Source organism: Pseudomonas sp. TE3552 (assembly GCF_056278945.1).
Genome location: NZ_JBWBQJ010000001.1, coordinates 1 through 26,892 on the forward strand (window position 1 = coordinate 1; position 26,892 = coordinate 26,892).

At 57.9% G+C, this 26,892-nt stretch carries 17 protein-coding genes, 3 tRNA genes, 3 rRNA genes and 2 pseudogenes; 14 read left to right on the plus strand and 11 right to left on the minus strand.

The annotated features are described in order from the left end of the window. Nucleotides 1–331: 331 nt before the first annotated feature. The 8 genes from ACZ9BB_RS00005 to ACZ9BB_RS00040 all read left to right on the plus strand — a co-directional run bounded on the left by ACZ9BB_RS00005 (nt 332) and on the right by ACZ9BB_RS00040 (nt 9,260). Nucleotides 332–1,870, plus strand: a 16S ribosomal RNA gene (locus ACZ9BB_RS00005). An 82-nt stretch (nt 1,871–1,952) separates the two neighbouring features. Then, nucleotides 1,953–2,029, plus strand: a tRNA-Ile gene (locus ACZ9BB_RS00010). A gap of 34 nt (nt 2,030–2,063) precedes the next feature. Then, nucleotides 2,064–2,139: transfer RNA gene (locus tag ACZ9BB_RS00015), tRNA-Ala, on the plus strand. Nucleotides 2,140–2,376: 237 nt separating this feature from the next. After that, nucleotides 2,377–5,268, plus strand: a 23S ribosomal RNA gene (locus ACZ9BB_RS00020). A gap of 160 nt (nt 5,269–5,428) precedes the next feature. Next, nucleotides 5,429–5,544, plus strand: a 5S ribosomal RNA gene (gene rrf, locus ACZ9BB_RS00025). The 16S, 23S and 5S rRNA genes sit together here with 2 tRNA genes alongside, the layout of an rRNA operon. 150 nt (nt 5,545–5,694) lie before the next feature. After that, complete coding sequence (locus ACZ9BB_RS00030; RefSeq protein WP_476212012.1) at nt 5,695–6,354, plus strand: paraquat-inducible protein A; 660 nt, start codon at nt 5,695–5,697, stop codon at nt 6,352–6,354. After that, the gene (locus tag ACZ9BB_RS00035) at nt 6,341–6,964 is read left to right on the plus strand and encodes a paraquat-inducible protein A (RefSeq protein ID WP_476212013.1); all 624 of its coding nucleotides are present in this window, start codon (nt 6,341–6,343) and stop codon (nt 6,962–6,964) included. The genes ACZ9BB_RS00030 and ACZ9BB_RS00035 overlap by 14 nt, the downstream gene beginning before the upstream one ends. Beyond that, nucleotides 6,957–9,260 carry a PqiB family protein gene (locus tag ACZ9BB_RS00040; protein WP_476212014.1) on the plus strand — a complete coding sequence of 768 codons (2,304 nt, stop codon included), beginning with the start codon at nt 6,957–6,959 and terminating at the stop codon, nt 9,258–9,260. The genes ACZ9BB_RS00035 and ACZ9BB_RS00040 overlap by 8 nt, the downstream gene beginning before the upstream one ends. A 115-nt stretch (nt 9,261–9,375) precedes the next feature. Here ACZ9BB_RS00040 and mksF read toward each other — a convergent pair whose 3' ends face one another. The 3 genes from mksF to mksB are packed head-to-tail and all read right to left on the minus strand — an operon-like array spanning nt 9,376 to nt 14,181. Beyond that, nucleotides 9,376–12,216 (minus strand): Mks condensin complex protein MksF, encoded by a 2,841-nt coding sequence (mksF, locus tag ACZ9BB_RS00045; protein ID WP_476212015.1) that lies wholly within the window; start codon nt 12,214–12,216, stop codon nt 9,376–9,378. Further along, entirely contained in the window at nt 12,213–12,914 is a 702-nt protein-coding gene (mksE, locus tag ACZ9BB_RS00050) for an Mks condensin complex protein MksE (protein ID WP_476212016.1), read from the minus strand. The genes mksF and mksE overlap by 4 nt, the downstream gene beginning before the upstream one ends. Continuing rightward, on the minus strand, nt 12,904–14,181 hold the full coding sequence (gene mksB / locus ACZ9BB_RS00055; RefSeq protein ID WP_476212017.1) for an Mks condensin complex protein MksB: 1,278 nt from the start codon (nt 14,179–14,181) through the stop codon (nt 12,904–12,906). Before mksB ends, mksE begins: the two co-directional genes overlap by 11 nt. Before the next feature lie 206 nt (nt 14,182–14,387). On the opposite strand from mksB, the gene ACZ9BB_RS00060 reads away from it, so the two are divergent. Next, a complete protein-coding gene (locus ACZ9BB_RS00060) occupies nt 14,388–15,128 on the plus strand; it encodes an energy transducer TonB (RefSeq protein WP_476218151.1) in 741 nt (246 codons plus the stop codon). Next, nucleotides 15,121–15,573 carry a ribosomal protein S18-alanine N-acetyltransferase gene (gene rimI, locus ACZ9BB_RS00065; RefSeq protein ID WP_476212018.1) on the plus strand — a complete coding sequence of 151 codons (453 nt, stop codon included), beginning with the start codon at nt 15,121–15,123 and terminating at the stop codon, nt 15,571–15,573. Before ACZ9BB_RS00060 ends, rimI begins: the two co-directional genes overlap by 8 nt. A 98-nt stretch (nt 15,574–15,671) precedes the next feature. On the opposite strand, the gene ACZ9BB_RS00070 is transcribed toward rimI, so the two are convergent. Continuing rightward, complete coding sequence (locus ACZ9BB_RS00070; RefSeq protein ID WP_476212019.1) at nt 15,672–16,076, minus strand: serine kinase/phosphatase; 405 nt, start codon at nt 16,074–16,076, stop codon at nt 15,672–15,674. A 152-nt stretch (nt 16,077–16,228) separates the two neighbouring features. Between ACZ9BB_RS00070 and can the strand changes: the two genes are divergently transcribed. Then, entirely contained in the window at nt 16,229–16,873 is a 645-nt protein-coding gene (gene can, locus ACZ9BB_RS00075) for a carbonate dehydratase (protein WP_476212020.1), read from the plus strand. A gap of 8 nt (nt 16,874–16,881) precedes the next feature. Here can and ACZ9BB_RS00080 read toward each other — a convergent pair whose 3' ends face one another. Both ACZ9BB_RS00080 and ACZ9BB_RS00085 read right to left on the minus strand, forming a co-directional pair. Further along, on the minus strand, nt 16,882–17,406 hold the full coding sequence (locus ACZ9BB_RS00080; protein ID WP_476212021.1) for an SET domain-containing protein-lysine N-methyltransferase: 525 nt from the start codon (nt 17,404–17,406) through the stop codon (nt 16,882–16,884). 181 nt (nt 17,407–17,587) lie between these two features. Then, nucleotides 17,588–18,763, minus strand: a complete 1,176-nt coding sequence (locus tag ACZ9BB_RS00085) for a hypothetical protein (protein WP_476212022.1) — start codon at nt 18,761–18,763, stop codon at nt 17,588–17,590. 281 nt (nt 18,764–19,044) lie between these two features. On the opposite strand from ACZ9BB_RS00085, the gene ACZ9BB_RS00090 reads away from it, so the two are divergent. The 3 genes and pseudogenes from ACZ9BB_RS00090 to ACZ9BB_RS00100 form a co-directional block, all read left to right on the plus strand. Then, complete coding sequence (locus tag ACZ9BB_RS00090) at nt 19,045–20,358, plus strand: MFS transporter (RefSeq protein WP_476212023.1); 1,314 nt, start codon at nt 19,045–19,047, stop codon at nt 20,356–20,358. Between the two features lie 210 nt (nt 20,359–20,568). Beyond that, nucleotides 20,569–21,207: pseudogene (locus ACZ9BB_RS00095) on the plus strand (PAS domain-containing protein); the annotation flags it as partial. Nucleotides 21,208–21,357: 150 nt separating this feature from the next. Beyond that, a pseudogene (locus ACZ9BB_RS00100) lies at nt 21,358–21,795 on the plus strand (methyl-accepting chemotaxis protein); the annotation flags it as partial. A 31-nt stretch (nt 21,796–21,826) separates the two neighbouring features. Here the strand turns inward: ACZ9BB_RS00100 and ACZ9BB_RS00105 are convergent. The 5 genes from ACZ9BB_RS00105 to ACZ9BB_RS00125 form a co-directional block, all read right to left on the minus strand. Then, a complete protein-coding gene (locus ACZ9BB_RS00105; RefSeq protein WP_476212024.1) occupies nt 21,827–22,198 on the minus strand; it encodes a helix-turn-helix domain-containing protein in 372 nt (123 codons plus the stop codon). Nucleotides 22,199–22,201: 3 nt separating this feature from the next. After that, nucleotides 22,202–22,426, minus strand: a complete 225-nt coding sequence (locus ACZ9BB_RS00110; protein ID WP_476218153.1) for a type II toxin-antitoxin system HigB family toxin — start codon at nt 22,424–22,426, stop codon at nt 22,202–22,204. A gap of 116 nt (nt 22,427–22,542) precedes the next feature. Beyond that, complete coding sequence (ggt, locus tag ACZ9BB_RS00115) at nt 22,543–24,387, minus strand: gamma-glutamyltransferase (RefSeq protein ID WP_476212025.1); 1,845 nt, start codon at nt 24,385–24,387, stop codon at nt 22,543–22,545. A 140-nt stretch (nt 24,388–24,527) separates the two neighbouring features. After that, nucleotides 24,528–24,604 (minus strand) — tRNA-Met (locus tag ACZ9BB_RS00120). Between the two features lie 116 nt (nt 24,605–24,720). After that, on the minus strand, nt 24,721–26,778 hold the full coding sequence (locus tag ACZ9BB_RS00125) for a methyl-accepting chemotaxis protein (RefSeq protein WP_476212026.1): 2,058 nt from the start codon (nt 26,776–26,778) through the stop codon (nt 24,721–24,723). Nucleotides 26,779–26,892 lie beyond the last annotated feature (114 nt).

The window sequence follows — 26,892 nt, forward strand, 5'->3', positions numbered from 1 at the left end:
TAACGCTGTAGAATTCGCCTCCCGCTAACGAGAGATCGGAAGCGCAAGTGGTTGAAGTTGTTAAAGATTTCCAAGCGAAACTTTGAAAGCTTCTGAAAATAATCACTTGACAGCAACAAGCGCTGCTGTAGAATGCGCGCCTCGGTTGAGACGAAAGCTCTTAACCAACCGCTCTTTAACAACTGAATCAAGCAATTCGTGTGGGTGCTTGTGGAGTCAGACTGATAGTCAACAAGATTATCAGCATCACAAGTTACTCCGCGAGAAATCAAAGATGTAACCAACGATTGCTGAGCCAAGTTTAGGGTTTCTTAAAAACCCAAAGATGTTTGAACTGAAGAGTTTGATCATGGCTCAGATTGAACGCTGGCGGCAGGCCTAACACATGCAAGTCGAGCGGCAGCACGGGTACTTGTACCTGGTGGCGAGCGGCGGACGGGTGAGTAATGCCTAGGAATCTGCCTGGTAGTGGGGGATAACGCTCGGAAACGGACGCTAATACCGCATACGTCCTACGGGAGAAAGCAGGGGACCTTCGGGCCTTGCGCTATCAGATGAGCCTAGGTCGGATTAGCTAGTTGGTGAGGTAATGGCTCACCAAGGCGACGATCCGTAACTGGTCTGAGAGGATGATCAGTCACACTGGAACTGAGACACGGTCCAGACTCCTACGGGAGGCAGCAGTGGGGAATATTGGACAATGGGCGAAAGCCTGATCCAGCCATGCCGCGTGTGTGAAGAAGGTCTTCGGATTGTAAAGCACTTTAAGTTGGGAGGAAGGGCAGTTACCTAATACGTAATTGTTTTGACGTTACCGACAGAATAAGCACCGGCTAACTCTGTGCCAGCAGCCGCGGTAATACAGAGGGTGCAAGCGTTAATCGGAATTACTGGGCGTAAAGCGCGCGTAGGTGGTTCGTTAAGTTGGATGTGAAATCCCCGGGCTCAACCTGGGAACTGCATTCAAAACTGTCGAGCTAGAGTATGGTAGAGGGTGGTGGAATTTCCTGTGTAGCGGTGAAATGCGTAGATATAGGAAGGAACACCAGTGGCGAAGGCGACCACCTGGACTGATACTGACACTGAGGTGCGAAAGCGTGGGGAGCAAACAGGATTAGATACCCTGGTAGTCCACGCCGTAAACGATGTCAACTAGCCGTTGGGAGCCTTGAGCTCTTAGTGGCGCAGCTAACGCATTAAGTTGACCGCCTGGGGAGTACGGCCGCAAGGTTAAAACTCAAATGAATTGACGGGGGCCCGCACAAGCGGTGGAGCATGTGGTTTAATTCGAAGCAACGCGAAGAACCTTACCAGGCCTTGACATCCAATGAACTTTCCAGAGATGGATTGGTGCCTTCGGGAACATTGAGACAGGTGCTGCATGGCTGTCGTCAGCTCGTGTCGTGAGATGTTGGGTTAAGTCCCGTAACGAGCGCAACCCTTGTCCTTAGTTACCAGCACGTTATGGTGGGCACTCTAAGGAGACTGCCGGTGACAAACCGGAGGAAGGTGGGGATGACGTCAAGTCATCATGGCCCTTACGGCCTGGGCTACACACGTGCTACAATGGTCGGTACAGAGGGTTGCCAAGCCGCGAGGTGGAGCTAATCCCATAAAACCGATCGTAGTCCGGATCGCAGTCTGCAACTCGACTGCGTGAAGTCGGAATCGCTAGTAATCGCGAATCAGAATGTCGCGGTGAATACGTTCCCGGGCCTTGTACACACCGCCCGTCACACCATGGGAGTGGGTTGCACCAGAAGTAGCTAGTCTAACCTTCGGGGGGACGGTTACCACGGTGTGATTCATGACTGGGGTGAAGTCGTAACAAGGTAGCCGTAGGGGAACCTGCGGCTGGATCACCTCCTTAATCGACGACATCAGCTGCTCCATAAGTTCCCACACGAATTGCTTGATTCATTGAAGAAGACGATAAGAAGCAGCCCGAAATTGGGTCTGTAGCTCAGTTGGTTAGAGCGCACCCCTGATAAGGGTGAGGTCGGCAGTTCGAATCTGCCCAGACCCACCAATTTTGCTTGTGTGGGAAACGCCTGTAGAAATACGGGGCCATAGCTCAGCTGGGAGAGCGCCTGCCTTGCACGCAGGAGGTCAACGGTTCGATCCCGTTTGGCTCCACCACTACTGCTTCTGTTTGTTGAAAGCTTAGAAATGAGCATTCCATCGTGATGATGGTGAATGTTGATTTCTAGTCTTTGGATTAGATCGTTCTTTAAAAATTTGGGTATGTGATAGAAAGATAGACTGAACGTTACTTTCACTGGTAACGGATCAGGCTAAGGTAAAATTTGTGAGTTTAATCGCGAATTTTCGGCGAATGTCGTCTTCACAGTATAACCAGATTGCTTGGGGTTATATGGTCAAGTGAAGAAGCGCATACGGTGGATGCCTTGGCAGTCAGAGGCGATGAAAGACGTGGTAGCCTGCGAAAAGCTTCGGGGAGTCGGCAAACAGACTTTGATCCGGAGATGTCTGAATGGGGGAACCCAGCCATCATAAGATGGTTATCTTAAGCTGAATACATAGGCTTAAGAAGCGAACCAGGGGAACTGAAACATCTAAGTACCCTGAGGAAAAGAAATCAACCGAGATTCCCTTAGTAGTGGCGAGCGAACGGGGACTAGCCCTTAAGTGGCTTTGAGATTAGCGGAACGCTCTGGAAAGTGCGGCCATAGTGGGTGATAGCCCTGTACGCGAAAATCTCTTGGCCATGAAATCGAGTAGGACGGAGCACGAGAAACTTTGTCTGAATATGGGGGGACCATCCTCCAAGGCTAAATACTACTGACTGACCGATAGTGAACTAGTACCGTGAGGGAAAGGCGAAAAGAACCCCGGAGAGGGGAGTGAAATAGATCCTGAAACCGTATGCGTACAAGCAGTGGGAGCCCACTTTGTTGGGTGACTGCGTACCTTTTGTATAATGGGTCAGCGACTTATTTTCAGTGGCGAGCTTAACCGAATAGGGGAGGCGTAGCGAAAGCGAGTCTTAATAGGGCGTCTAGTCGCTGGGAATAGACCCGAAACCGGGCGATCTATCCATGGGCAGGTTGAAGGTTAGGTAACACTGACTGGAGGACCGAACCGACTACCGTTGAAAAGTTAGCGGATGACCTGTGGATCGGAGTGAAAGGCTAATCAAGCTCGGAGATAGCTGGTTCTCCTCGAAAGCTATTTAGGTAGCGCCTCATGTATCACTGTAGGGGGTAGAGCACTGTTTCGGCTAGGGGGTCATCCCGACTTACCAAACCGATGCAAACTCCGAATACCTACAAGTGCCGAGCATGGGAGACACACGGCGGGTGCTAACGTCCGTCGTGAAAAGGGAAACAACCCAGACCGTCAGCTAAGGTCCCAAAGTTATGGTTAAGTGGGAAACGATGTGGGAAGGCTTAGACAGCTAGGAGGTTGGCTTAGAAGCAGCCACCCTTTAAAGAAAGCGTAATAGCTCACTAGTCGAGTCGGCCTGCGCGGAAGATGTAACGGGGCTCAAACCATACACCGAAGCTACGGGTATCACTTAGGTGATGCGGTAGAGGAGCGTTCTGTAAGCCTGTGAAGGTGAGTTGAGAAGCTTGCTGGAGGTATCAGAAGTGCGAATGCTGACATGAGTAACGACAATGGGTGTGAAAAACACCCACGCCGAAAGACCAAGGTTTCCTGCGCAACGTTAATCGACGCAGGGTTAGTCGGTCCCTAAGGCGAGGCTGAAAAGCGTAGTCGATGGAAAACAGGTTAATATTCCTGTACTTCTGGTTATTGCGATGGAGGGACGGAGAAGGCTAGGCCAGCTTGGCGTTGGTTGTCCAAGTTTAAGGTGGTAGGCTGGAATCTTAGGTAAATCCGGGATTCTAAGGCCGAGAGCTGATGACGAGTGTTCTTTTAGAACACGAAGTGGTTGATGCCATGCTTCCAAGAAAAGCTTCTAAGCTTCAGGTAACCAGGAACCGTACCCCAAACCGACACAGGTGGTTGGGTAGAGAATACCAAGGCGCTTGAGAGAACTCGGGTGAAGGAACTAGGCAAAATGGCACCGTAACTTCGGGAGAAGGTGCGCCGGTGAGGGTGAAGGACTTGCTCCGTAAGCCCACGCCGGTCGAAGATACCAGGCCGCTGCGACTGTTTATTAAAAACACAGCACTCTGCAAACACGAAAGTGGACGTATAGGGTGTGACGCCTGCCCGGTGCCGGAAGGTTAATTGATGGGGTTAGCTAACGCGAAGCTCTTGATCGAAGCCCCGGTAAACGGCGGCCGTAACTATAACGGTCCTAAGGTAGCGAAATTCCTTGTCGGGTAAGTTCCGACCTGCACGAATGGCGTAACGATGGCGGCGCTGTCTCCACCCGAGACTCAGTGAAATTGAAATCGCTGTGAAGATGCAGTGTATCCGCGGCTAGACGGAAAGACCCCGTGAACCTTTACTATAGCTTTGCACTGGACTTTGAATTTGCTTGTGTAGGATAGGTGGGAGGCTTTGAAGCGTGGACGCCAGTTCGCGTGGAGCCATCCTTGAAATACCACCCTGGCAACTTTGAGGTTCTAACTCAGGTCCGTTATCCGGATCGAGGACAGTGTATGGTGGGTAGTTTGACTGGGGCGGTCTCCTCCTAAAGAGTAACGGAGGAGTACGAAGGTGCGCTCAGACCGGTCGGAAATCGGTCGTAGAGTATAAAGGCAAAAGCGCGCTTGACTGCGAGACAGACACGTCGAGCAGGTACGAAAGTAGGTCTTAGTGATCCGGTGGTTCTGTATGGAAGGGCCATCGCTCAACGGATAAAAGGTACTCCGGGGATAACAGGCTGATACCGCCCAAGAGTTCATATCGACGGCGGTGTTTGGCACCTCGATGTCGGCTCATCACATCCTGGGGCTGAAGCCGGTCCCAAGGGTATGGCTGTTCGCCATTTAAAGTGGTACGCGAGCTGGGTTTAGAACGTCGTGAGACAGTTCGGTCCCTATCTGCCGTGGACGTTTGAGATTTGAGAGGGGCTGCTCCTAGTACGAGAGGACCGGAGTGGACGAACCTCTGGTGTTCCGGTTGTCACGCCAGTGGCATTGCCGGGTAGCTATGTTCGGAATAGATAACCGCTGAAAGCATCTAAGCGGGAAACTAGCCTCAAGATGAGATCTCACTGGGACCTTGAGTCCCCTGAAGGGCCGTCGAAGACTACGACGTTGATAGGTTGGGTGTGTAAGCGCTGTGAGGCGTTGAGCTAACCAATACTAATTGCCCGTGAGGCTTGACCATATAACACCCAAGCAATTTGTAGGCTTCGAGCTGAAGAGCGAAAGGGCACCAGATTGCGGTGTGTGAAGACGCAATGAACCGAAAGTTCGAGAAGCAAACACACAAACTATCGCATACCCAATTTGCTGAAGCGTCGAAAGACGGTTCGGTACCCGAATTTCTTGACGACCATAGAGCATTGGAACCACCTGATCCCATCCCGAACTCAGCAGTGAAACGATGCATCGCCGATGGTAGTGTGGGGTTTCCCCATGTGAGAGTAGGTCATCGTCAAGATTAAATTCCGAAACCCCTATCTGCATCTGCAGGTAGGGGTTTTGTTTTGTCCGCAGGAAAGGCCCACTTCGCTGACAATACAAAAATTACACAGTTATTTTCGAGTCAGGACACTAGAATAGGTCCAACTTTTTTGGAGCCAGAGCCTTTATGCCAGATCCGGTTGACGCCCCTGGGCTGTCAGATTTACCACTGGACGACTTGGTAGCGTGTCATGAGTGCGATTTGCTGATGCGCAAACCTGAGCTCGCCCATGGCGAGAAGGCCATCTGTCCACGCTGCGGCTATGAGCTGTATGCCCATCGACATAATGTCGTGCAGCGCAGTCTCGCCTTGGTCATTGCCGCACTATTGTTGTATATCCCGGCGAACTTTTTACCCATCATGCAGCTCCATCTACTCGGACAATCGTCGCATGACACTGTCTGGAGCGGTGTTGTCGGCCTGTTCGATACCGGTATGCAAGGCGTAGCGGCAGTGGTGTTTCTCTGCAGCATGGGGATTCCGCTGCTCAAGCTGCTCTGCCAACTGTTCGTACTGCTGAGTATTCGCTTCGACATCGGACGCAGTTACGGCTTGCTGCTCTACCGCATTTATCACCATCTACGGGACTGGGGAATGCTCGAGGTTTATCTCATGGGCGTACTGGTTGCGATCGTCAAACTGGCCGATATGGCGGCGATCACCGTAGGTCTTGGTCTGGCATGTTTTATCAGTTTGTTGTTGGTCCAGGTCTGGCTGGAAGTGGTGATGTCACCGCACCAGATCTGGCAGGGTCTATCAGGAGAAGATGCCCATGCGGGCGATTGATGCGGGCATTCTGATCTGTGCCGAATGCCACGAGTTGAACAAGCAGGAAGCCGACACCGACGAGCAGGTCTGCACCCGCTGTGGTGCGCTGGTTCACGCCCGCAGCCCGAACAGCTTGATGCGTACCTGGGCGTTGCTGATCACGGCTGCGATTCTTTATATCCCGGCCAATGTGCTGCCAATCATGACCGTCAGTTCCCTGGGGCAGGGTGATCCGAGCACGATCATGTCCGGTGTGATCCAGCTGGTTCAGCACGGCATGATTCCAATCGCAGCCGTGGTTTTTATCGCCAGTATTCTGGTACCCACGTTCAAATTGGTGGGGGTCGCGTTGCTGCTGTTTTCGGTGCAGCGCCACCAGCCACTCTCGGCGCGTCAGCGCATTTGGATGTACCGCTTTATCGAGTTCATCGGCCGCTGGTCGATGCTGGATATCTTTGTGATCGCCATCCTCGTGGCGGTTGTGAATTTCGGACGGCTTGCCAGCGTCGAAGCCAATCTTGGCGCCATCGCCTTCGCCAGTGTGGTGATTCTGACGATGCTTGCCGCAGTAACTTTCGATCCCCGACTGATTTGGGATAACACGGAGTCGGACGACGACCATGACTGATTTGCCTAAAGCGAAAATCCGACCGGCCTCGAACTGGTCTGCCATTTGGGTATTGCCCCTGATCGCCTTGCTCATTGGCGGTTGGCTCGCCTGGCGTGCCTATAGCGAGACAGGCATCGAGATCCATGTGCGCTTCGAAAGTGGCGAAGGTATTCAGGCCAACAAGACCGAAGTCGTTTACAAAGGTATGTCGGTCGGTAAGGTGAAAGCCCTCACACTCGATGATGAAGGCAGCTCCAAAGGCGTGATCGCTACCATCGAGATGAATAAGGACGTGGAGCAATACCTCAGGACCAGCACACGTTTTTGGCTGGTCAAACCGAGCGTGACCCTGGCCGGTATCACGGGCCTGGAGACGTTGGTTTCGGGTAACTACGTGGCCGTCAGCCCGGGGGAAGGCGAGCCGACCCGCAAGTTCAGGGCCTTGGCCGAAGAACCGCCGCTGTCGGATGCCAAGCCCGGTCTGCACCTGACCATCAAGGCTGACCGTCTCGGCTCGCTGAATCGCGGCAGCCCGGTGTTCTACAAGCAGATCCAGGTCGGTCAGATCAAAAGCTACTTGCTGTCCGCAGACCAGAATACTGTCGAACTTAAAGTCTTCATCGAGCCGACCTACGCCAGCCTGGTACGCAAACACACGCGTTTCTGGAATGCCAGCGGCATCAGTATCGACGCCAACCTCTCCGGTGTGAAAGTGCGTAGCGAGTCCCTCGCCAGCATCGTCGCCGGTGGTATCGCTTTCGCCACTCCGGAAAACCGCAAGGACAGCCCGCCCACCGATCCAAGCCTGCCGTTTCGTCTCTACGAAGACTTCGATGCAGCTGCAGCCGGTATTCGGGTCAAGGTCAAACTCAGCGATTTCGAAGGCCTGCAGGCCGGCCGCACGCCAGTGATGTACAAAGGCATCCAGGTCGGCAATCTGAAAGCGCTCAAGGTTGACCCGGACTTGTCCAGTGCAACCGCTGAATTGACCCTCGATCCGCTGGCCGAGGATTACCTGGTCACCGGCACTCAGTTCTGGGTGGTCAAACCGTCTATTTCGCTTGCCGGCATCACCGGTCTGGAAGCCTTGGTCAAAGGTAACTACATCGCCGTGCGACCTGGCGACAAGGGGGGCGCACCGCAGCGCGAGTTCGAAGCTCGGGCCAAGGCGCCGCCACTGGATCTGCGTTCGCCGGGCCTGCACCTGGTGTTGTTCACCGAAAACCTCGGTTCACTGGAAGTCGGCAGTCCGATTCTCTACAAGCAGGTCAAGGTGGGTTCGGTGCAGAGCTATCAGTTCTCCCGCACCAAAAAGCAGCTTGTGATCGGTGTGCACATCGAGAAGGAATACGAAGGGCTGGTCAACGCCTCGACGCGTTTCTGGAATGCCAGTGGCATTACGCTGACAGGGGGACTGACCGGCGGCATCCAGGTCAAAAGTGAGTCGCTGCAAAGCCTGATGGCCGGCGGCATTGCCTTCGAAACTCCGGAAGCCAAAGCGCCGCTGCAGAAGCGTATCCCACGTTTCCGCCTGCATGCGAGCCATGACGAGGCAACGCAGAAAGGCGCTGTGGTGACGATCAAGGTCGACCGCGCCGATGGCCTGCGCACTGGCACTCCGATTCGATACAAAGGCCTGGACGTCGGCAAGATTGAAGACGTCGACCTCAGTGACGATCTGCAATCGGTGTTGCTGACCGCGCGGATCACTGAAGTGCCGGAGCGTATCGCTCGAGTGGGCAGTCAGTTCTGGGTGGTCAAACCTGAATTGGGTCTGATCAAGACATCCAACCTCGAGACACTGGTGACCGGGCAATACATAGAAGTGCAACCGGCACTGAAGAACCTCGGTCCGCAAAAGGACTTCGTGGCTTTGACTATTCCCCCGGAAACCGCCAAGGAAGAAGCCGGCTTGAGCCTGGTGTTGAGTGCTGCTCGTCGGGGTTCGTTGAAGACTGGCGTCCCCGTCACCTATCGCGAAATCACGGTAGGCAAGGTGACTGGCTATGAGCTGGGCCAGACGGCGGATCGAGTATTGGTGCACATCTTGATCGAGCCGAAGTACGCGCCGCTGGTGCGCAGTGGCACACGTTTCTGGAACACCAGTGGTTTTGGCTTTGACTACGGCTTGTTCAAAGGCGCGACGATACGCACCGAGTCGCTGGAGACCCTGGTCCAGGGCGGCATTGCGTTTGCCACACCGGATGGCGATCGCATGGGTGCCCCGGTGCGGCCCGAGCAAACGTTCCCGCTGTTCGACCAGTTCGAAGATGAATGGCTGACCTGGGCGCCGAAGATTTCGATCGGCAAGTAGTTATTGCGTCTGTAATGACGCCTTCGCGGGCAAGCCTCGCTCCTACAATGAAAAGATAAAAAAAGGCCGCGATCCATGTTGGATCGCGGCCTTTTTATTGGCTTCGATTCAAGCGTCAGACCGCATCCAGCTCCGGTTCATCCGCCTGCACGTTGAGGGTTGCCTTCACTTGATCGTGACGACGGATGTACTTCCAGTCCGCCTCGTCGATGTAAATGCCGTTCGGGCCGCTACCGCCTTCCAGGTCGATGGCGACACTGGCGCAAACCTGTGGCTTCACACTCGCCAGAATCGGCACGAAGCCCAGTTGCAGGCTGGTTTCCAGCAGTGCTGCCTGGTTCTTCTCGTCGATGTCCGCCGCTTCGTCGAGGTAGTACGGCAGACGCACGCGACCGGCCTGGTCGCGGTCCATCAAGTGCAGCAACAAGTACATGTTGGTCAGCGCCTTGATGGTCATGGTGGTGCCGTTGGACGCCGCGCCATCGATGTCGGTGTGGATCACCGGCTGGCCGTTGACCTTGGTGATCTCGAACGCCAGCTCGAACAAGTCCTTGAGACCGAGCTGGTTGTGGTTCGCCGCCACCAGCCGCGCCAGGTATTCCTTGGCCTCTTCGTTCTTGTTGTCCTGATCGGCGCTTTGGCTCAGGTCGAAGACGGAAAGGGTTTCGCCTTCTTCGTACTGACCGGCGCTGTGGATGATCTGGTCAATGTGCTTGAGCGCTTCCTTGTTCGGCGCGAGCACGATACGGAAGCTTTGCAGGTTAGAGACCTGACGCTTGTTGATCTCGCGGTTGAACAACGCCAGCTGATGCTCGAGGCTGTCATAATCGCTGCGGATGTTACGCAGGGTCCGGGCGATGTCGGTGACCGCCGCACGACGAGCCTTGCCGAGGGTCAGGGCTTCGTCGGTGCGGTGTGCATAGGCGTTGATCAGCAGTTGCAGGCGACGCTCCATATCGTCTTCGCTGTCGAACTTGGCCACGCCTTTCAGGCGAACCTGAGCATAGAGCGCGTCGATCTGTCCGTCGCTGCGCAGCAAGCCCTGCCAGCTGTCCTGATAATCGTTGAGCAGCGGCAGCAGGTTGTCCATGGAATCGTCGACCGGGTCCATGAACGGCGTGCCGAACGGCAAGTCCGCTGGCAACAGCTGACGGCGGCGCAGGGCGTCGTCGAGGGTGCGTTGCTTGGCTTCCATGTCGCCGATCTGCCGGCCGACCAATTGCAGCTTGGCCGACAGTTGCTGGACGCGTTCGGTGAAGGCATCGCTGGAACGCTTCAATTCGTCCTGGGCGGCTTCCATCTGTGCCAATTGTTCAAGCTTGTCGCCTTCTTCGGCGCTCAGGGTTTGTGCGCGGCGGAAGTCTTCCAGGGCTTTCTGCGCGTCCAGCACTTGCTGGTACAGCGCTTCGGTCTGGGTCTTGCTGGCCGCGCGGTCTGCCGCCACGGCAGCTTGAGTTTTCAGTTGCTTGAGTTCTTTGTCCAGACGCTCTTTCTGATCGCGCAACGCCGCGCGGTCAGCCAGGGCTTGCAGGGCTGGTGGCTCGATGTGCGAGATGTCGATGGACAGCCCCGGCACTTCGAAACGCTCGCCTTTGAAACCATCGAGGATCAGCTCCATGGATTTGACCCACTGACCGTCCTCGTCCAGCGTAATGCCGTGTTCACCCAGTGGCAGGCTGAACAGCGCGCTGTTGAACAGGCGCATCAGGCGCTCGACGTCCTGCTGCGAAAACTCTTCGCGCAGACGGGCGTAGCTGTTGTTGTCGGCGTGATCGAGTTGCTGCTTCACCGATTTGAGGCGTTTTTCCAGGTCCCGCAGACGCTCTTCGAGGTCTTCGGCACTGAACTGGCGCGACTGAGCCAATGCGCCAGCCAGTTCGTCATGCGCGTCCTTGGCCGCGAGCAATTGCTGCTCCAGGACTTTGACGTCATCGACCAGCGCGAAGCGATGCTTGAGCACCGACAGCTCGCCGAGCCAGCGCTGGATGCCGGTGATTTCCCGCTCCAGACGCATCAGCTCCTGAGTGCCGCCGCGTTGATCGTTTTGCAGGGCGTCCTGCTCGTTGCGGTAATGCTCGGCCTGAATCGTCAGTTCTTCCTTGCGCGCACTGGCGTAGTCCGACCAGGTGCCGAGCAGGGAGTCGAGCAGCGGCGACAGGCGATGCAGTTTGCCGCGCAGAATGTCCCGCTGTTTCACGCCGTTGGCCAAGGCTTCGACCAATGGGCCGGCGGCGACCAGCGAGTTGTAGTCCTGTTCCATGCGGCGTACATCGCGGAAGGCTTCTTCGCACGCGGCGATGTAATCGACACTGCCGGAACGCAGGCTGTGTTCGAAGGCATCGAGAAACAGCTGCTTGAGTTTGGCCGCGGTGATTTCGCGCATGTGCAGCAGGTTGATGAACAGGGCGCGGAAGGTCTTCAGGCTTTGCTCGCTGGTGGAGCGCAGCGGGATCAGCGTCAGGTCCAGCGGAATCGAGGTGTGACCGCCCACCAGCAAACGGCGCAGTTCATCCGGCTTGAGTTCGTAGGCTTTCAGGCCTTCGCGCTCAAGGTTGGTGAACAGTTCTTTCTGACGCAGGCAGGTGTCATCTTTCTGATAATGAGCCAGGTCCAGTTTGCCGGCATAGGCAAAGAACTGGTGACCGAAACCGCCGCCCGGGCCGCGACCGACCACGCCAATCACGTGCGGGCCGTGGGGCAGGGAGACTTCGACGAGGATGTAACTGGTGTCCGAGGCGAAGTAGAAGCGCCGGGATTGCTCCAGGCTGTATTTGCCGAAACTCATGTCCGACATGCGCGCCAGAATCGGGAACTGCAACGCGTTGATCGAAGCGGATTTACCGAGGTTGTTCGCGCCGTAGACCGACAGCGGCTCTTCCAGCGGGAACAGGCCGAGGCTGTAACCGGCGGTGTTCAAAAGGGCAAAGCGGCGAATGCCGTAGCGTTCCTTGCTCATGCGTCAGTCTCCTGTTCTTCGGCAATGGCGCGGGCCAGGGCGTCTTCTTCACTTTCTTCCGCGAAATCACTGAGATCCAATGGATCGTCGGTCTGCAGCAGTTTCTCGTCGCTGTCTTCGTCGATCAGCACGGGCACCGGCAATGGCAGGACGCTGTGCAGGCTGGCTGCCAGATCGCGGTCCTGCTGAACCGACAGGCACACGTCGAGGAAGCGGTGCATCGGCGGCAGGAAACGGTAGATACCAGGCTCTTCGCTGGCGAAACCGAGCTGGGTCATGCGGCGCATGATCTTTTCTTCCAGTTCGTCCTGGGTCTGGACTTCGGCCTGGATGAACAGGTCACGGTACTTTTCCAGCAAGGATGGCAATTCATCGCGACCGAGACTGCCGCCGTCGAGTACGGCGATCGGGTCACGGCCCTGGTCGGCCAGGTGTTCGACGAGGATGAAGGTGAACAGCGCCAGACGTTGTGCGGTCTTGTTGACCGCTGCTGCCGCCAGGTCTGGTACGAAGTAGTAGAAACCACGGGTGTCGCAGACCAGTTCAAAGCCCAACGCCTTGAACAGCGTGCGGTACTGGTCCTGGAAGTTCGACAGTTGTGCGTACAGCTCCGGATCGCGGCGGCTGACGTGGTAGCCCTTGAACAGCTCGCGAAAGATCGGCGCCAGCTGGGAGAGTTCGGATAGATCAAGATGCATGTGGAATGCTCGCAGAATTCTCGGCGCAGGTGTCGCCGGCCGAGAGCAGGGCGAAGGAGCGCAGGCTGACCTGGTGCTCGTGGGTGTGGTAATCGCGGCGTTCCAGACGCTCGCGCTTGAAGCGTTTTTCCCGCGACAGGCGCGAGAACCAGTAGAGCAATTCGTCGGTGGCGCCGTCCGGCTCCTGCTCCAGCAGCCAGGTCATCAGGTCCGGCATCGGCAGGGCGTCTTCGCAGCGTTCGAGCATTTCCCGAACTGTGCGTGGCGCGCGCGGTGCTTCGCCTTTCTGGGTTTTGTGGGCCTTGGGGAAACGCGTCGGTTTCGGCTCGAAACGGGCCAGAGCATAAACGTAGGCTTCGACCTGACTGGCGCTGCCGAGGAAGGTGCTTTGCGGGCGGGTGAACAGCGGCATCGCGGCTTGCGGCACCGCATCGATACCTTTACGACGAATCGCCGCCAGGGCCAGCGCCGCGCCACGGGTTACGGCATTGTGTCGGCGCGCTTCTTCACGCAGTGGCAGCAGTAGTTCACGGGCATGACGCAAGGTCAGCTGGGCGCTGGTCTGCATTTCGAGGATGCGTGCGTGGGTGCGCAGCAGCATATCGTCATCGACCAGATGGCCGAGGCGCTGCTGTTCGGAGAGCATCTTCAGCAGGACCGTTTCGACCTTACGCACGCCTTGTTCGAAAGCGCCGTCGGCGTTCACCAGTTCAATCATCGGCTCGACGTATTCGTCCCAGGTCGCCAGCACTTCAGCGTAGCGCTGACGCAGCGGGATCTGCCGATCGCTGGTTTTTGCCCGTTCGGCGACGGCCACCAACGCCTGTTCGTCGTTGTCGAGTTTTTTCAGCACGTCGCGCACGCGCATGTCGAGCAGACGCAACTGGCGCGCCAGATCGTTGCCGTCGCGAATGTCGAAGGCGTCCTGAATGTAACCGGCCAGGCGCTCGAGATGGCGCAAATAGGCTTCGATTTCCAGGCACAGGCCAAGGCGGTGCTCGCGGCGCAGGTAAGCGAGGAAGTCGTGAATCTGCGCGTTGAGCTCGAAACGGTTCGGGCTTTTCGCCACGGGAACCAGAATGTCGAGGCGGATCCACACATCCAGCAGGCTGGTGATGTCCTGCGGCGTGCTATCCAGTTGCTGGGCGGCCAGTTGCGTGCGCAGTTCGTTGAGGCTCAGGGTGCCTTGGTCGAAGTGCTCGCACAGTGGCTCCAGAAGTGCCCAGTGTTCAGCGAGGGCGCGCAAGACGCGCTTGGGTTCGATCATCGGAATGGCCGGCTGGTTGGCGATTAAAAGTCGCGATTGTACTGCATCACTCCCGTTGCGATTCACTCTCGGGACGGACAGTTGGCTTTCTATCGATCAAGCGCGGGCGATCTTGAGCGAAGGGCGGTAGAATCAACGCACTTTAGTTATCCACAAGTGGCCGACCTTTGCTTATCGAGTCCCGTCGCCGCGCTTATTTGACCGCCATGCAGGTGGTCAACTGGCTGCCGCGCACCGAATTGCCCTTTGCCGCGCCCTCGCGCCCCGAACTGCTGGAGATGCCCAAGCCATTGGTCGTCGCCCCGGTTGCGCCTGCTCCGGTGGTACAGACGCCCGTGGAACCTGCGGTCAAACCGGCCGAACGGGTGAAAATCGAAGTGCCACGGCCATCGTTGGCCAGCACGCGCACGAACGCCAAGGTCGAAGAAGAAGTGGCGCCTGTCGCGGTCAAGGCGCCGATCGTGCCGCCACCGCGATTCGCCTTGCAATTGTTGCGGGCCGGTCGCTGCCTGCTGCTGGTGGAGTTACCCACAGGCGAAACCTTCCAGACCCGCGATCCTGCCTATCTGTTGCTCAAGGACATGTTACGCGCCGCCGGTCTGCCGGACAGCCCGCAGATCGTCGGCGAGCCGGTGCGTTGGCCGCTGCTGGCTCGCGGGACGATGGATCAGGGGCCGGAGGCGGCCCGGGATTTCGTGCAAGGTTTTCTGGCGGCCCGCCTGGAAGACGCTCCATGCGTCTGCCTGTGGCTGATCGGCCTGCCGGCCGTGCGTTTTGCCGGTGAGGCGAACGCCGAATCCTTCAACCGTGAACTTCAGGTCGAAGGCCTGGGTTCGGTCTGGGCCCTGCCGGGTCTGGAGTTATTAATGGAAGAGCCACAGCGTAAGGCTGATGTCTGGCAAGCCATGCGTCGGCTAATGGCGCGTTGGAAAGAATCGAATGAGTGACGCTGTATCGTTCCGCCCAATGACCGAGGCGGACCTGGACGCTGTACTGAAAATCGAATATGCGGCCTACAGTCATCCCTGGACCCGCGGGATTTTTCTCGATGGCCTGGGCAAATACCAGATCTGGCTGATGTTCGAAGGTCAGCAACAGGTCGGTCATGGCGTGGTGCAGATCATTCTCGACGAAGCCCATTTGCTGAACATCACCGTCAAGCCGGAAAATCAGGGCCGAGGCCTGGGTTTGACGCTGCTGGAGCATTTGATGTCGATTGCCTATAAGGCAGAGGCGCGGGAATGTTTTCTGGAAGTGCGCGACAGCAACCGGGCGGCGTTTCGGTTGTATGAGCGGTATGGGTTCAACGAGGTTGGGCGTCGACGGGATTACTACCCGGCCGTTGGTGGGCGCGAAGATGCTGTCGTCATGGCCTGCACCTTGGTTGACTGATCCCCTTTAAAAGCTTCGCGGGCAAGCCTCGCTCCTTGGGGCTTGTGCGACCTCTGAGCGAGGCTTGCCCGCGAAGGCGGTCTGTCAGGCGCTGTAGATCAACGCTTGCCATCGACAGGGTCGCGCTGCGCCAATTCCGCCTCATCCAGGCCATTACCCCCGCCGATGTCGTCTTCATCGACAATGCTCAAGTCCCAATCGGCCTGTTCGCCTTCACCCGCTTCATGGGCATCTCGTGCGCCGTCTTCACGGATCAGGTTTTCCGGGCTCATGTCATCGTCGGTGGACTCGTGGTCATCGGTCGAGGCCCCGGTCATACCGGCCTCACGGACGCGCTCGTCGGGGATTTTTTGCGCACGCTCGCGTTCGGGGATCAGATCGCCGATTCTGGTGCCGGATTCTTCTTCGTTGAAGTCCAGCTCAGGCACTGAACCCGTGCGGTCTTCATCGTCGTCGACAGGTTCGGGTTGTGCCGCCTCGAACGAACGTCGTGAATCAGTCATGGCAATTCCTCATACTGTAGGCCCTACTACCATTGACCCTATTGTACTCCTGAGAATTCCGCCGGCATGGACTCCGGGTATCTGCATCTCGCGCGTGACCCCGACAGGCGGTTGTCTGTCAAACCAGCGCATCATTCTCGAGGCTTCATTGCATGAACGACTTACAAGATCTGATTGATAACAACGAGCGCTGGGCCGATGCGATCAAGCAGGAAGATCCTGATTTCTTCGCCAAGCTAGCCCGTCAGCAAACCCCGGAATACCTGTGGATCGGCTGTTCCGATGCGCGCGTGCCAGCCAACGAGATCGTCGGCATGCTGCCGGGCGATCTGTTCGTCCACCGTAACGTGGCCAACGTGGTGCTGCATACTGACCTCAACTGCCTGTCAGTGATTCAGTACGCGGTCGATGTGCTCAAGGTCAAACACATTCTGGTGACCGGCCACTATGGCTGCGGCGGTGTACGCGCCTCGATGCAGGATCGTCAGTTGGGTCTGATCGACGGCTGGCTTCGCTCGATTCGCGATCTCTATTATGAAAAACGCGACGAACTGGCCAAGTTGCCCACCGAAGAAGAACGGGTCGACCGCCTCTGCGAGCTCAACGTGATCCAGCAAGTGGCCAACGTCGGTCACACCAGCATTGTGCAAAACGCCTGGCATCGCGGGCAGAGCCTGTCGATCCACGGCTGCATCTATGGCATCAAGGACGGTCGCTGGAAAAGCCTGAACGCTACCATCAGCGGTTTCGAGCAATTGCCGCCGCAATATCGCCTGCGTCCGGTCGAAGCGTTGTAAGAACGCTTTCAGCGCAGACTTCGTCGACGCCAGTGTTGGAAAAACCGTTCTCCATTGGCGTTCGGCGACTCGTCATAGCCGATAATCCAGCCACGGCAGCAGGGACAACCGCAGTGGCAGGCGAACTGGCGCTGCAGTTTGTCTTCTGTCGCGGCGAAATCCATCGTCAGTCGATCACCTTTTTTGATGTCCTTGAGTGCCCATAACCACAGCTCGCTCATGTCGAGAAAGACGTTGGGGTCGCAGGAGTGGCTCAGCAGACCGCAGAAGCGCGGATCGTAGAGGTGGATTCCTGGAGCCAGTTGCCGAGTGTGTCGGCAGCGATAGGGCAGCAAATGTCCGGAAACCCGGCAGATTCGGCTGATGCGCGGGAACTCGCGCAGTGCCACGACAGCCATTGCCGCCCCCTGAGCGTTGTCGATGATTTCAAAGTCGTCTTTGGAGGGGAACCCAAGACGAAGGGGCAATTCTACAAACGGATAGATGCCATTTGATGGTGGTGGGGGTATTGCTTGTTCTGCATGGGCTCTCATAACAATCCTTGTCAGTCGAGTGCTACGACCGCCGTCTACTGACATCCTGTCAGCCCTGCAGCACATGGGTGTGCCCCAAGCCTCTCGCAAATGAAACAATTGATCTACTGTCAGATATGACAGGCGAAAAAAGCTCTTTCTCGCGTGAGCCATGGCTCACGCGAGAAAGAGCTTTAACGTTTTACAAGTGTGGAGCAGGGGCGGAGGAGGTCACAAGGGCCGGGATCTTCAACTGTTTCAGCTGAGATTTGACCTGCGCTGTCGAACACTTGACCACGGCCTGTTCAGGCGTCAGGTTGCGGATCGAGGTGTAAAACAGTTCGCAGGTTTTTTCTTTCTGGGTCACTTGCCAGGTCTGAGTACAGCTTTTCAGCTGGACGGTAGGGTCAGTGCCCGGTTTGCTGCCCATCCCGGCCTGCCAGCACGCGGCGCTCAAATCCTGCCCCATGACTTTCAGCCCCGCGGCGTCGGCCTTGGCCTGCGCATCGTCACCGCTATAGGCTGCGGGGTCGGCGGCGTACCAGATGTAGCTCGGGTGGTTGGAACCCAGTACGGGGACCGCCACACCCTTGCTCGGGATGATGGTTGCCAGGCCCAGCACGTCCACGGTCTGTCCGTATTGTTGCTTGATCCAGTTACGCACCGGTGAACCAAAGGCGACCATTGGCAATGCTGCGCCTTTGGCGTTCTGGCTGACTTCCTTGACCATGGTGGTCTGGTAGTCCTGGAAGTAGCCGTAGACGCCTTCCAGATCCTTGCCGGCGCTGGACGGCGCGGCAATCGGCGCGATGTCGATGATGGTCTGATAGGCCGGCGTCTGGTCGGCGGGAATGCCGTTGTTCGTCAGCAGCGCGGCCCAGCGGTCGGTGGTCTTGGACTCCAGGTAGTCCTGGGCCTGGGTCAGGGAATAATCCGGGGGGAAGTGCAGCAGTTCGACGCTTTTGCGGTTTTCCAGCGCCATGCCCAGCGGCAGGAACAGGTACCAGCTAAAGGTCCATTTACCATCGGCGTTCAGTTTGCTGGCGCCGTTGTAGGCCAAATCCCCGGCCTTGAGCAATGCGGTCAGTGGCTTGTCATAGCCTTTGGGTACGCCGCTGATATTGGCGTAGAGCTGATTGTTGTCGGTTTTTACCAGCACTTTTGCGGTTTTGTAGCCATCGCGCTGTACGCTTTGGGTCAGGTAATGCTCGACGGTCTGCTCCAGCGTCCAGTTGCGATAGCAGATGACGTTGCAGTTGTTGGGGTAGGAGAAGAGACGGGTGACGCGTTCCGTACTGCCCAGATTCAGATCGACATCGGCGTGGACGGCGGTACTCAGGGTGAGTGCGGCCAGGGTGAGTCCTGCGAGTTTTAACATGCTCAGATCCTTTTCAGCGTGAGCCCTCGGAGGCGGGGCGAGTACATACTGAAACTACTTGTGTCGAACGGTCTAGTACCCACATGAAAAGATCGCCAGCCTGAGAGCATCCTTCATCCGCGAAAGCATCTTTCGTCGGGGCGCTGGCTGTGAGGGATGGAAGAGGGGGCCAGTGCTGACGTTGTTTTGGGTGTTTGGGACCAGGGTCTGATGGGTTGTCCACAGGCGCATTTGCGTAGACCATGGGCGCCTTGGTTTTTTGCCTGCCAGAGTTCTTTGCCATGACTGCCAACACCGACGCGCGCCCGGCGCCCTTCACCCGCTCGGACTACAAGACCCTGGGGCTTGCAGCCCTTGGTGGCGCGCTGGAAATCTACGACTTCATCATTTTCGTATTTTTCGCGCTGACCCTCAGCCAATTGTTCTTCCCACCCGAAATGCCCGAATGGCTGCGCCTGCTGCAAAGCTTCGGGATTTTCGTCACCGGCTACCTGGCGCGTCCGTTGGGTGGAATCCTGATGGCGCATTTCGCCGATCGACTGGGGCGAAAGAAGGTTTTCAGCCTGAGCATCCTGATGATGGCGTTGCCATGCCTGCTGATCGGGATCATGCCGACCTACGCCCAGATCGGCTATTTCGCACCGCTGTTGCTGTTGGCCCTGAGGGTCCTGCAAGGCGCTGCGGTGGGTGGTGAAGTGCCGAGCGCCTGGGTATTCGTCGCCGAACACGCACCGGTCGGGCATCGCGGTTATGCCCTCGGTTTCCTGCAGGCAGGGCTGACTTTCGGTTACCTGATCGGCGCTTTGACGGCGACCTTTCTGGCTCAGGTATTCACCCCGACGGAAATCCTTGATTACGCCTGGCGCTACCCGTTTCTGCTGGGCGGTGTGTTTGGCGTCATCGGTGTCTGGCTGCGCCGCTGGCTCAGCGAAACCCCAGTGTTCATGGCGATGCAGGCCCAGCGCGAGGCGGCTGTCGAACTGCCGCTACGCACGGTCCTTCGGGAGCACCGCCTGGCGATGCTGCCGGCGATGATCCTTACCTGCGTGCTGACCTCGGCCGTGGTGGTGTTTGTGGTCATTACCCCGACCATGATGCAGAAAACCTTCGGCATGAGCGCCAGCCACACCTTCGCCCTGAGTGCCTTGGGCATCGTCTTTCTGAACATCGGCTGCGTACTCGCCGGGCTGCTCGTCGACCGCATCGGCGCCTGGCGCACGGTAATGCTGTATAGCCTGCTGCTGCCCCTGGGCATCGGCGTGCTCTACACCTGCCTGATCATCGAAGGCCAGTGGCTCGGCCTGGCTTATGCAGTGGCCGGCCTCGGTTGCGGGGTAGTCGGCGCAGTGCCGTCAGTGATGGTCAGCCTGTTTCCGGCGCGGATTCGTGTATCGGGGATTTCCTTCACCTACAACATTGCCTACGCCGCCTGGGCGAGTGTCACACCGCTGCTGTTGATCGGTCTGATGCCGTGGAGTCCGTGGATTTGTGTGATCTTCTGCGCGGTGATGGGGGCCGTGGGCATCAGCAGCGCGGTGTATTTCGGTGCGCGAATGCCGAGAGTCGGACGCTGTTCGGTAGCTGGCGCGGCATGAGGCTGTTTGTGCCGCGACTATTTTTGTAGGACAACTCTGAAAACTCTCTTCAGAAAATACCCGCAAAGCCGATGGCTAGGCTGTAAGCCGCTTTTTATCTCTGTCCATCGGTGCTTTCCCATGTTCAATAAACGCTTGAAGCAGGAGCTGTCGGCTCTTCGCGAAGAACTCTCCAGCCTTCTGCAAGTCAAGGAGAGCCTGGAAAGCGAGATGCTGGTCCTGACCCTCGACCCCGATGGGCGAATTCAATCGGTCAACCAAAACTTCATCGGCGAGATGCTCTACAAAAGCAACGACCTGATCGGCCGTCACATCGAAGACCTTGTCCCGGTCCACGTGAAGTCGGATGAATTCCATCACCGCTTCAAGGCCGCGCTGGGCCGTGGCGAACACTTTGCCGGCGCGGTCCGTTTGTTGCGTGGCAACGGTGCCGAAGCCTGGTTGCGTTCGATCATGCAACCGGTGCGGTCCTCGGACGGCCGGATCAAGAACTTCTCGATTTACTCCAGCGACCTGACCCGTACCATCGAGGCATCTCGTGAGCATGAAAACCTGATCGGTGCGCTGGTGCGCTCGACGGCGGTCATCGAGTTCGATCTCAATGGTAACGTGCTGACAGCCAACGACCGCTTCCTCAGTGGCATGGGTTACAGTCTGGCGCAGATCCAGGGTAAACATCACCGTACCTTCTGCGAGCCAGAGGAATACAACAGTGCCGATTATCAGAACTTCTGGCGTCGCCTGAACGCCGGCGAGTTCGTCGCTGATCGTTTCAAACGCGTCGACAGCCACGGTCGCGTGGTCTGGCTGGAGGCTTCCTACAACCCGGTGGCCGACGCCAACAACAAACTCTACAAAGTGGTGAAGTTCGCCACGGTGGTTACCGATCAGGTCAATCAGGAGCAGGCTGTCGCCGAGGCGGCCAACATTGCCTACAGCACTTCTCAGCAAACCGACCAGAGTGCACAGCGCGGAACTGCCGTGGTGACCCAAGCTGTAGACGTGATGCGTGACCTGGCCAAACACATGCAAACCGCCGGCGAAGGCATCGAAGCACTGAACGAGCAATCGCTGGTGATCGGCACCATCGTCAAAACCATCAGCGGCATCGCCGAGCAGACCAACTTGCTGGCGCTCAACGCGGCCATCGAAGCGGCGCGTGCCGGTGAACAGGGGCGCGGGTTTGCCGTGGTGGCGGACGAAGTCCGGCAATTAGCCTCGCGCACCAGCCAGGCGACCGATGAAATTGTCGGCGTCGTGCGTCAGAACCAGGACATGGCGCGCAACGCCGTGGCCCTCATGACTGACGGCAAACTGCAGGCTGAACAAGGCCTGGCGCTGGCGGCGGAGGCGGGCACGGTGATCGTCGAGATCCAGGACGGTGCGCAGAAAGTGGTGAACGCGGTTGGGCAGTTTGCCAACCAACTATCGACTTGATGCCCTGAATCCGCTTCGTAACCCTAAAAAATCAGGCCTGCTTCACTGGCTTTATCAGACTTTCGGCTGGTATCCCAAATAGATCGTGAAGCTTCCAGATCATCGGAAGCGTCAACGCACGCTTACCGTTGAGTACTTCATAAACCCGGTTTGTCCGGCCAATGGCTGGTGCCAGATCAGCGGCGGACAGACCGGAGTGCTCCATACGAAATTTGATCGCGTCGATCGGAGTGGGTAGGTCGACCGGAAACTGCTTCGACTCATAGGCCTCGATGAGGGTAATCATGATGTCGAAGTAATCGCCTTCGGGGGTTCCCGGCTCAGGCTCATTGTCGAATAGTGCCGATACGTTTTTGAGGGCTACACGGTAGTCCTCGTCGGTGTGAATCGGATGAATGTTCATGGGTTATTCCATTTCGATGGTATCAGCGTCGATCCCATCGTATTGCTTGTGGGTGCCGACAAATTTTATGTATACAGCGCCGAAACGATAGGCCACCGCGACTACTAACCGAAAGTCATTGCCCTTGATGTTGAACACGACTCTGCGGCTTTTGAGAATGCTGGCGGTGGCAAAGTGTGCCTTGAGATTAACAAGGTTTTCGAGATAAAAACGGTTTCCATACCCTATCCAAGAGGTAGCAATTTGAGGGTAGGAAAAGGCTACGCGAGGAACTTGATCTGGATTCTTCTCCAATCAAAAAAGGCCTACCTCCCGGTAAGCCTTTCCTCATTTCTGCGTACGACTCAATCCCCCAATGCTTCCCCCTCACGCCGTGGGTCGGCCCCGCCGGCCAATGCCGCTTTGCCCTGCGTATCCTTGACCCGGACAATCGCTTGAGTCCCGCTGGTCATGTCGATCTCGTTCACGCTGTGCCCTTTGTCCTTTAGCGCCTGAACCAGCGTCGGGCTGAACTGCCCCTGTTCCAGTTCGGTCGGGCCATTGCGGCTGCCGAAGTTGGGCAGGCTGATGGCCGCTTGCGGGTCGAGATTCCAGTCGAGCAGAGCGATAGTGGATTTGGCGACGTATTCGATGATCTGCGAGCCACCAGGGGAGCCGATGGTGGCCAGGAACTCGCCGCTCTGGCGGTCGAAGATCAGCGTTGGCGCCATGGACGAGCGTGGGCGTTTGCCGGGCTCGACCCGGTTGGCGACCTTTTGCCCGTGCTCCTCGGGGATGAAGGAGAAGTCGGTCATCTGGTTGTTGAGCATAAAGCCCTGGACCATCAGGTGTGAGCCAAATGCTGCTTCCACGGTGGTGGTCATGGACACGGCGCCGCCCTCGTCATCGACCGCCACCACTTGCGAGGTGGAGATGCGCAGCGGCGAGCGGTCCGGCGCATAGGCAACCTGAATGCCCGGCGGAGTGCCGGGTTTGGCCAGGCCCATACTGCGGTCACCCATCAAGGTGGCGCGGCTGGCCAGATAAGTCGGGTCGATCAGACCTTTTACCGGCACGGGTACGAAGTCAGTGTCGGCGACGTATTGCGCGCGGTCGGCGTAAGCCAGGCGCTCGGCGTCGGCGATCAGGTGCACGGCTTCAGGGACCGGTTCGATGCCTGCCGGTTTACTGGTCTTGACCGGTTTGAGCGGCGCCAAGGCAAAGCGCGGGTCGCGAGTTTCCAGGGCTTGCAAGGTGCCGAGGATTTGCGCCACGGCGATCCCGCCCGACGACGGTGGCGGCATGCCGCAGACCTGCCAGCGCTTGTAGTCGGTGCACAGCGGCGCGCGTTCCTTGGCCTTGTAGCCTTGCAGGTCGTTCAGAGACAGGCTGCCAGGGTTAGTGTGGCCCTGAACCTTGGCGACGATCTCTTGTGCGATAGGGCCTTTGTACAGCGCGTCGGGACCTTCCTTGGCGATGCGCTTGAATACCGCGGCGAGTGCCGGATTTTTCAGCTGCGTACCGACGGCTTTCGGGCTGCCATCGGCATTCAGAAAGTAGGCGGCCATGTCGGGTGAGCGCGGTATGAACGAATCCGCCGCGATCATTTGATGCAGGCGTGGCGAGAGGGCGAAGCCTTGTTCCGCGAGTTTGATGGCGGGTTCGAACAGGGTCGCCCACGGCAGGCGACCGTGCTTCTGATGGGCCAGCTCCAGCGCCCGCAACACACCCGGTGTACCCACCGAACGCCCGCCAATCTGCGCCTGGGTGAACGGCATCGGTGTGCCGTCAGCTTGCAGGAACAGTTTCTCGGTGGCACCGGCCGGAGCGGTTTCGCGACCGTCGTAGGTGCGCACAGCTTTGCCATCCCACAGCACAATCAACGCGCCACCGCCGATACCCGACGATTGCGGCTCGACCAGCGTCAACACCGCTTGCATGGCAATGGCCGCATCAATCGCCGAGCCGCCGTTACGCAGCATCTCCCGCCCGGCTTCGGCAGCCAGCGGGTTGGCGGCGGCAGCCATATGCCTGGAGGCGTGCCGGGTCTGCAGGTCGGTGCGATAACCAGAAGCGATTTCCGGCGCGACCGGCAGGGTCGAGACCGAAGGTGAAGAGGGCGGGGCATTACACGCGGCGAGGGTAAAAGCGCTGGCAATCAGCGAAAGGGCTGACAGGCGAGAGAGGCTCAAGTGGAAGGCTGAGAACACGCGGGGCACTCCGTCCATGGGATAAAAGGTCTGAGGACTTTATCGGCCGAGGGCGTGATACGCAATTCAGGGATGAGGGCCGAAACTTTTCTCGAGGCATAAAAAAACGGCCTACCTTTCGGTAAGCCGTTTTTAGTACTTGGTGGCTACACAGGGACTTGAACCCCGGACCCCAGCATTATGAATGCTATGCTCTAACCAACTGAGCTATGTAGCCAAGTGGCGCGCATTATTCACCTGGAATGAAGATGCGTCAAGCGTAAATCTAAAATATTTCTCCACACTTTCAACCGCTTATCCCGCTGACCCGAAAAAACGGGTCAGGGAAGGGCATCAACCGAGCTGAAATCTCCCTGTATTCGCACTCAAGGCCTTGCTGCCCTGGCTCAAGCTGTCTGCGGCCAGGTTCACCGCTCGCGCGCCTTCAAGCAAGCGTACCGCAGCCTGATCGACTTGCTGGATGTTGCCGCTGACTTCATCGGCAGTGCTCGCTTGTTCTTCGACGGCGGTGGCGATCTGCGCCAGGGTGTCGGTTACGCTCTGCACCGCGCTGGCGATTTCTCCCAGGCGCTCGCCGAGACCTGTGACAGCTTGCGCATCCGATTGTGCCTGGCCGCAGGCGGCTTCCATCAAGCTCACCGCTTCGTTAACGGTGCTGCGCAAGCTGTCGACAGTGCCGGCGATTTGCGCGGTGGAGGATTGGGTGCGTTGCGACAGGCTGCGCACTTCATCGGCCACCACGGCAAAGCCGCGACCTTGCTCGCCAGCCCGTGCGGCCTCGATGGCGGCGTTGAGAGCCAGCAGGTTGGTCTGCTCGGCCACGCCGCGAATGGTATCGACCACCAATTGAATCTGTTGCCCTTGCTCGCTGACCCGACCCAGTGCCGCCGCAGTGTCGTTCAAGCGCTGATTGAGCTGCTGAATACTCGCCGTCGTGCGTTGGCTGTCGCGGCTGCTGTCGGCCGCAATGCGCTGGGTGTGCTGGGCGCTGCCTGACGCCTGTTCGCAGCTCTGGGCGACCCCTTGCGAGGTGGCTGCCAGTTGCGTGGCCGCCGCAGCGATCTGGCTGATCTGCAGTTGCTGAGCCTCGACTTCGCCGAGGGCACCGCTGGAATGATCATTAAGGGCGCGTACTGCGTTGCTCAACTGCAGGGTTTCATGATCGACCCCCAGCAGGCTGTTGCGCAGTTGCACCACGGCGACATTGAGTGCGGTGCTGATCGCCGCCAGTTCGTCGCGACCCTGCACTGGTACTTGCAGGCTCAGGTTGCCGTCACGCAGTGCTTCGGCCAGCAGCGTGATGCCGCTGGCGCTGCGACGGATCGAGGCCTGCAAACAGATGAACAGGTACAGTGCAGCCAGTAGCAGGCAGCCAAAAACTGTCGCCACCAGGATGAACTGGCGGATGGCCGAGCCGTGGTAATAATCCAGCCGTTGATCCAGCGAAACCAGCGATTGCTGACGCAGCGAGGCGAGGTCGCCGAGCAGGGCGTCGAGGCTGCGTTCGAAGTCTTCCGGCTTGAGGTTGATGCTGCCGCCGAAGACGCCATCGTCCAGCACTTTCAAACCGGCATCCAGATGCTTGAGGCTATCGTGGTACTGCCCGGCCCAGGTTTGCAAGGCGCTGGGCAGACGCGCTTCCAGCAGGCCAGCCGTTTTAACAAGCTGCTCCCGGGCATCGCCGATGCGGCTGCGCAGGTCCCGCAGTTGCAGACGGCTTTGCAGGGTGAACTGCCCGGACACCACCGACGCTTGGCCGACCGCGGTGAGGCGGCCGACCCGTTCGATCAGGTCCGGTGCATGCTGAGTGGAGATCTGCGTCAGCAGCCAGGTTTCCAGCCATGGCGCGAGAGTCAGGCGATTGTCCATCGCGATTTGTTCGCGCAACGCTTGCAGGGCAGTCAAGGCATTGGTGAACCGATCGTAACCATCCGGCCACCAACCGACGCTGCTGAGGCTTTTCGAATCCAGGCCGGTGAGGGCGGTTTGCAGGGCTTGATAGCGGGTGAGGGTTGCGCCCTCGGCGCCTTCGTTTTTCAGCGTATTGCCCAGGTCCGTGGTGGCTTGGGCGACGGCCGGTTGAACCGCGTCGAACGCAGCCATCGCCGCGATAGTCGCAGGTGTCGGTTGGCGATTGGTTTCGGTGGCACGCCAGCGAGCGGCGCGGTCGCGCTGGGCGGCGAGCAGGTTGTCGAGTGCATCGAGGGCCAGTAATTGACGAACCCCGGCGCGTTCGCCGGAGATCAGGCTCAACTTGTCACGATAGTCCTGGCCAATCATCCACAGGCTGCCTGCCAGTGGCAGGATAAACAGCAGAAACAGCAGCTGAAATTTGCGCGCGAAGCCGAAACGCCCCAGCAGCCCGATCCCCGGTGATAAAAAAGCCTGCATGCCCCATGACTCCTCTGGACACCACGCACCATTGGCGTGCGTCGAGGTCATTGCGACCGCGACTTGTGCCCTTCTAAAAGGCCTCGAAAGTTCACCTTGGTCAGCTCTGTAGGC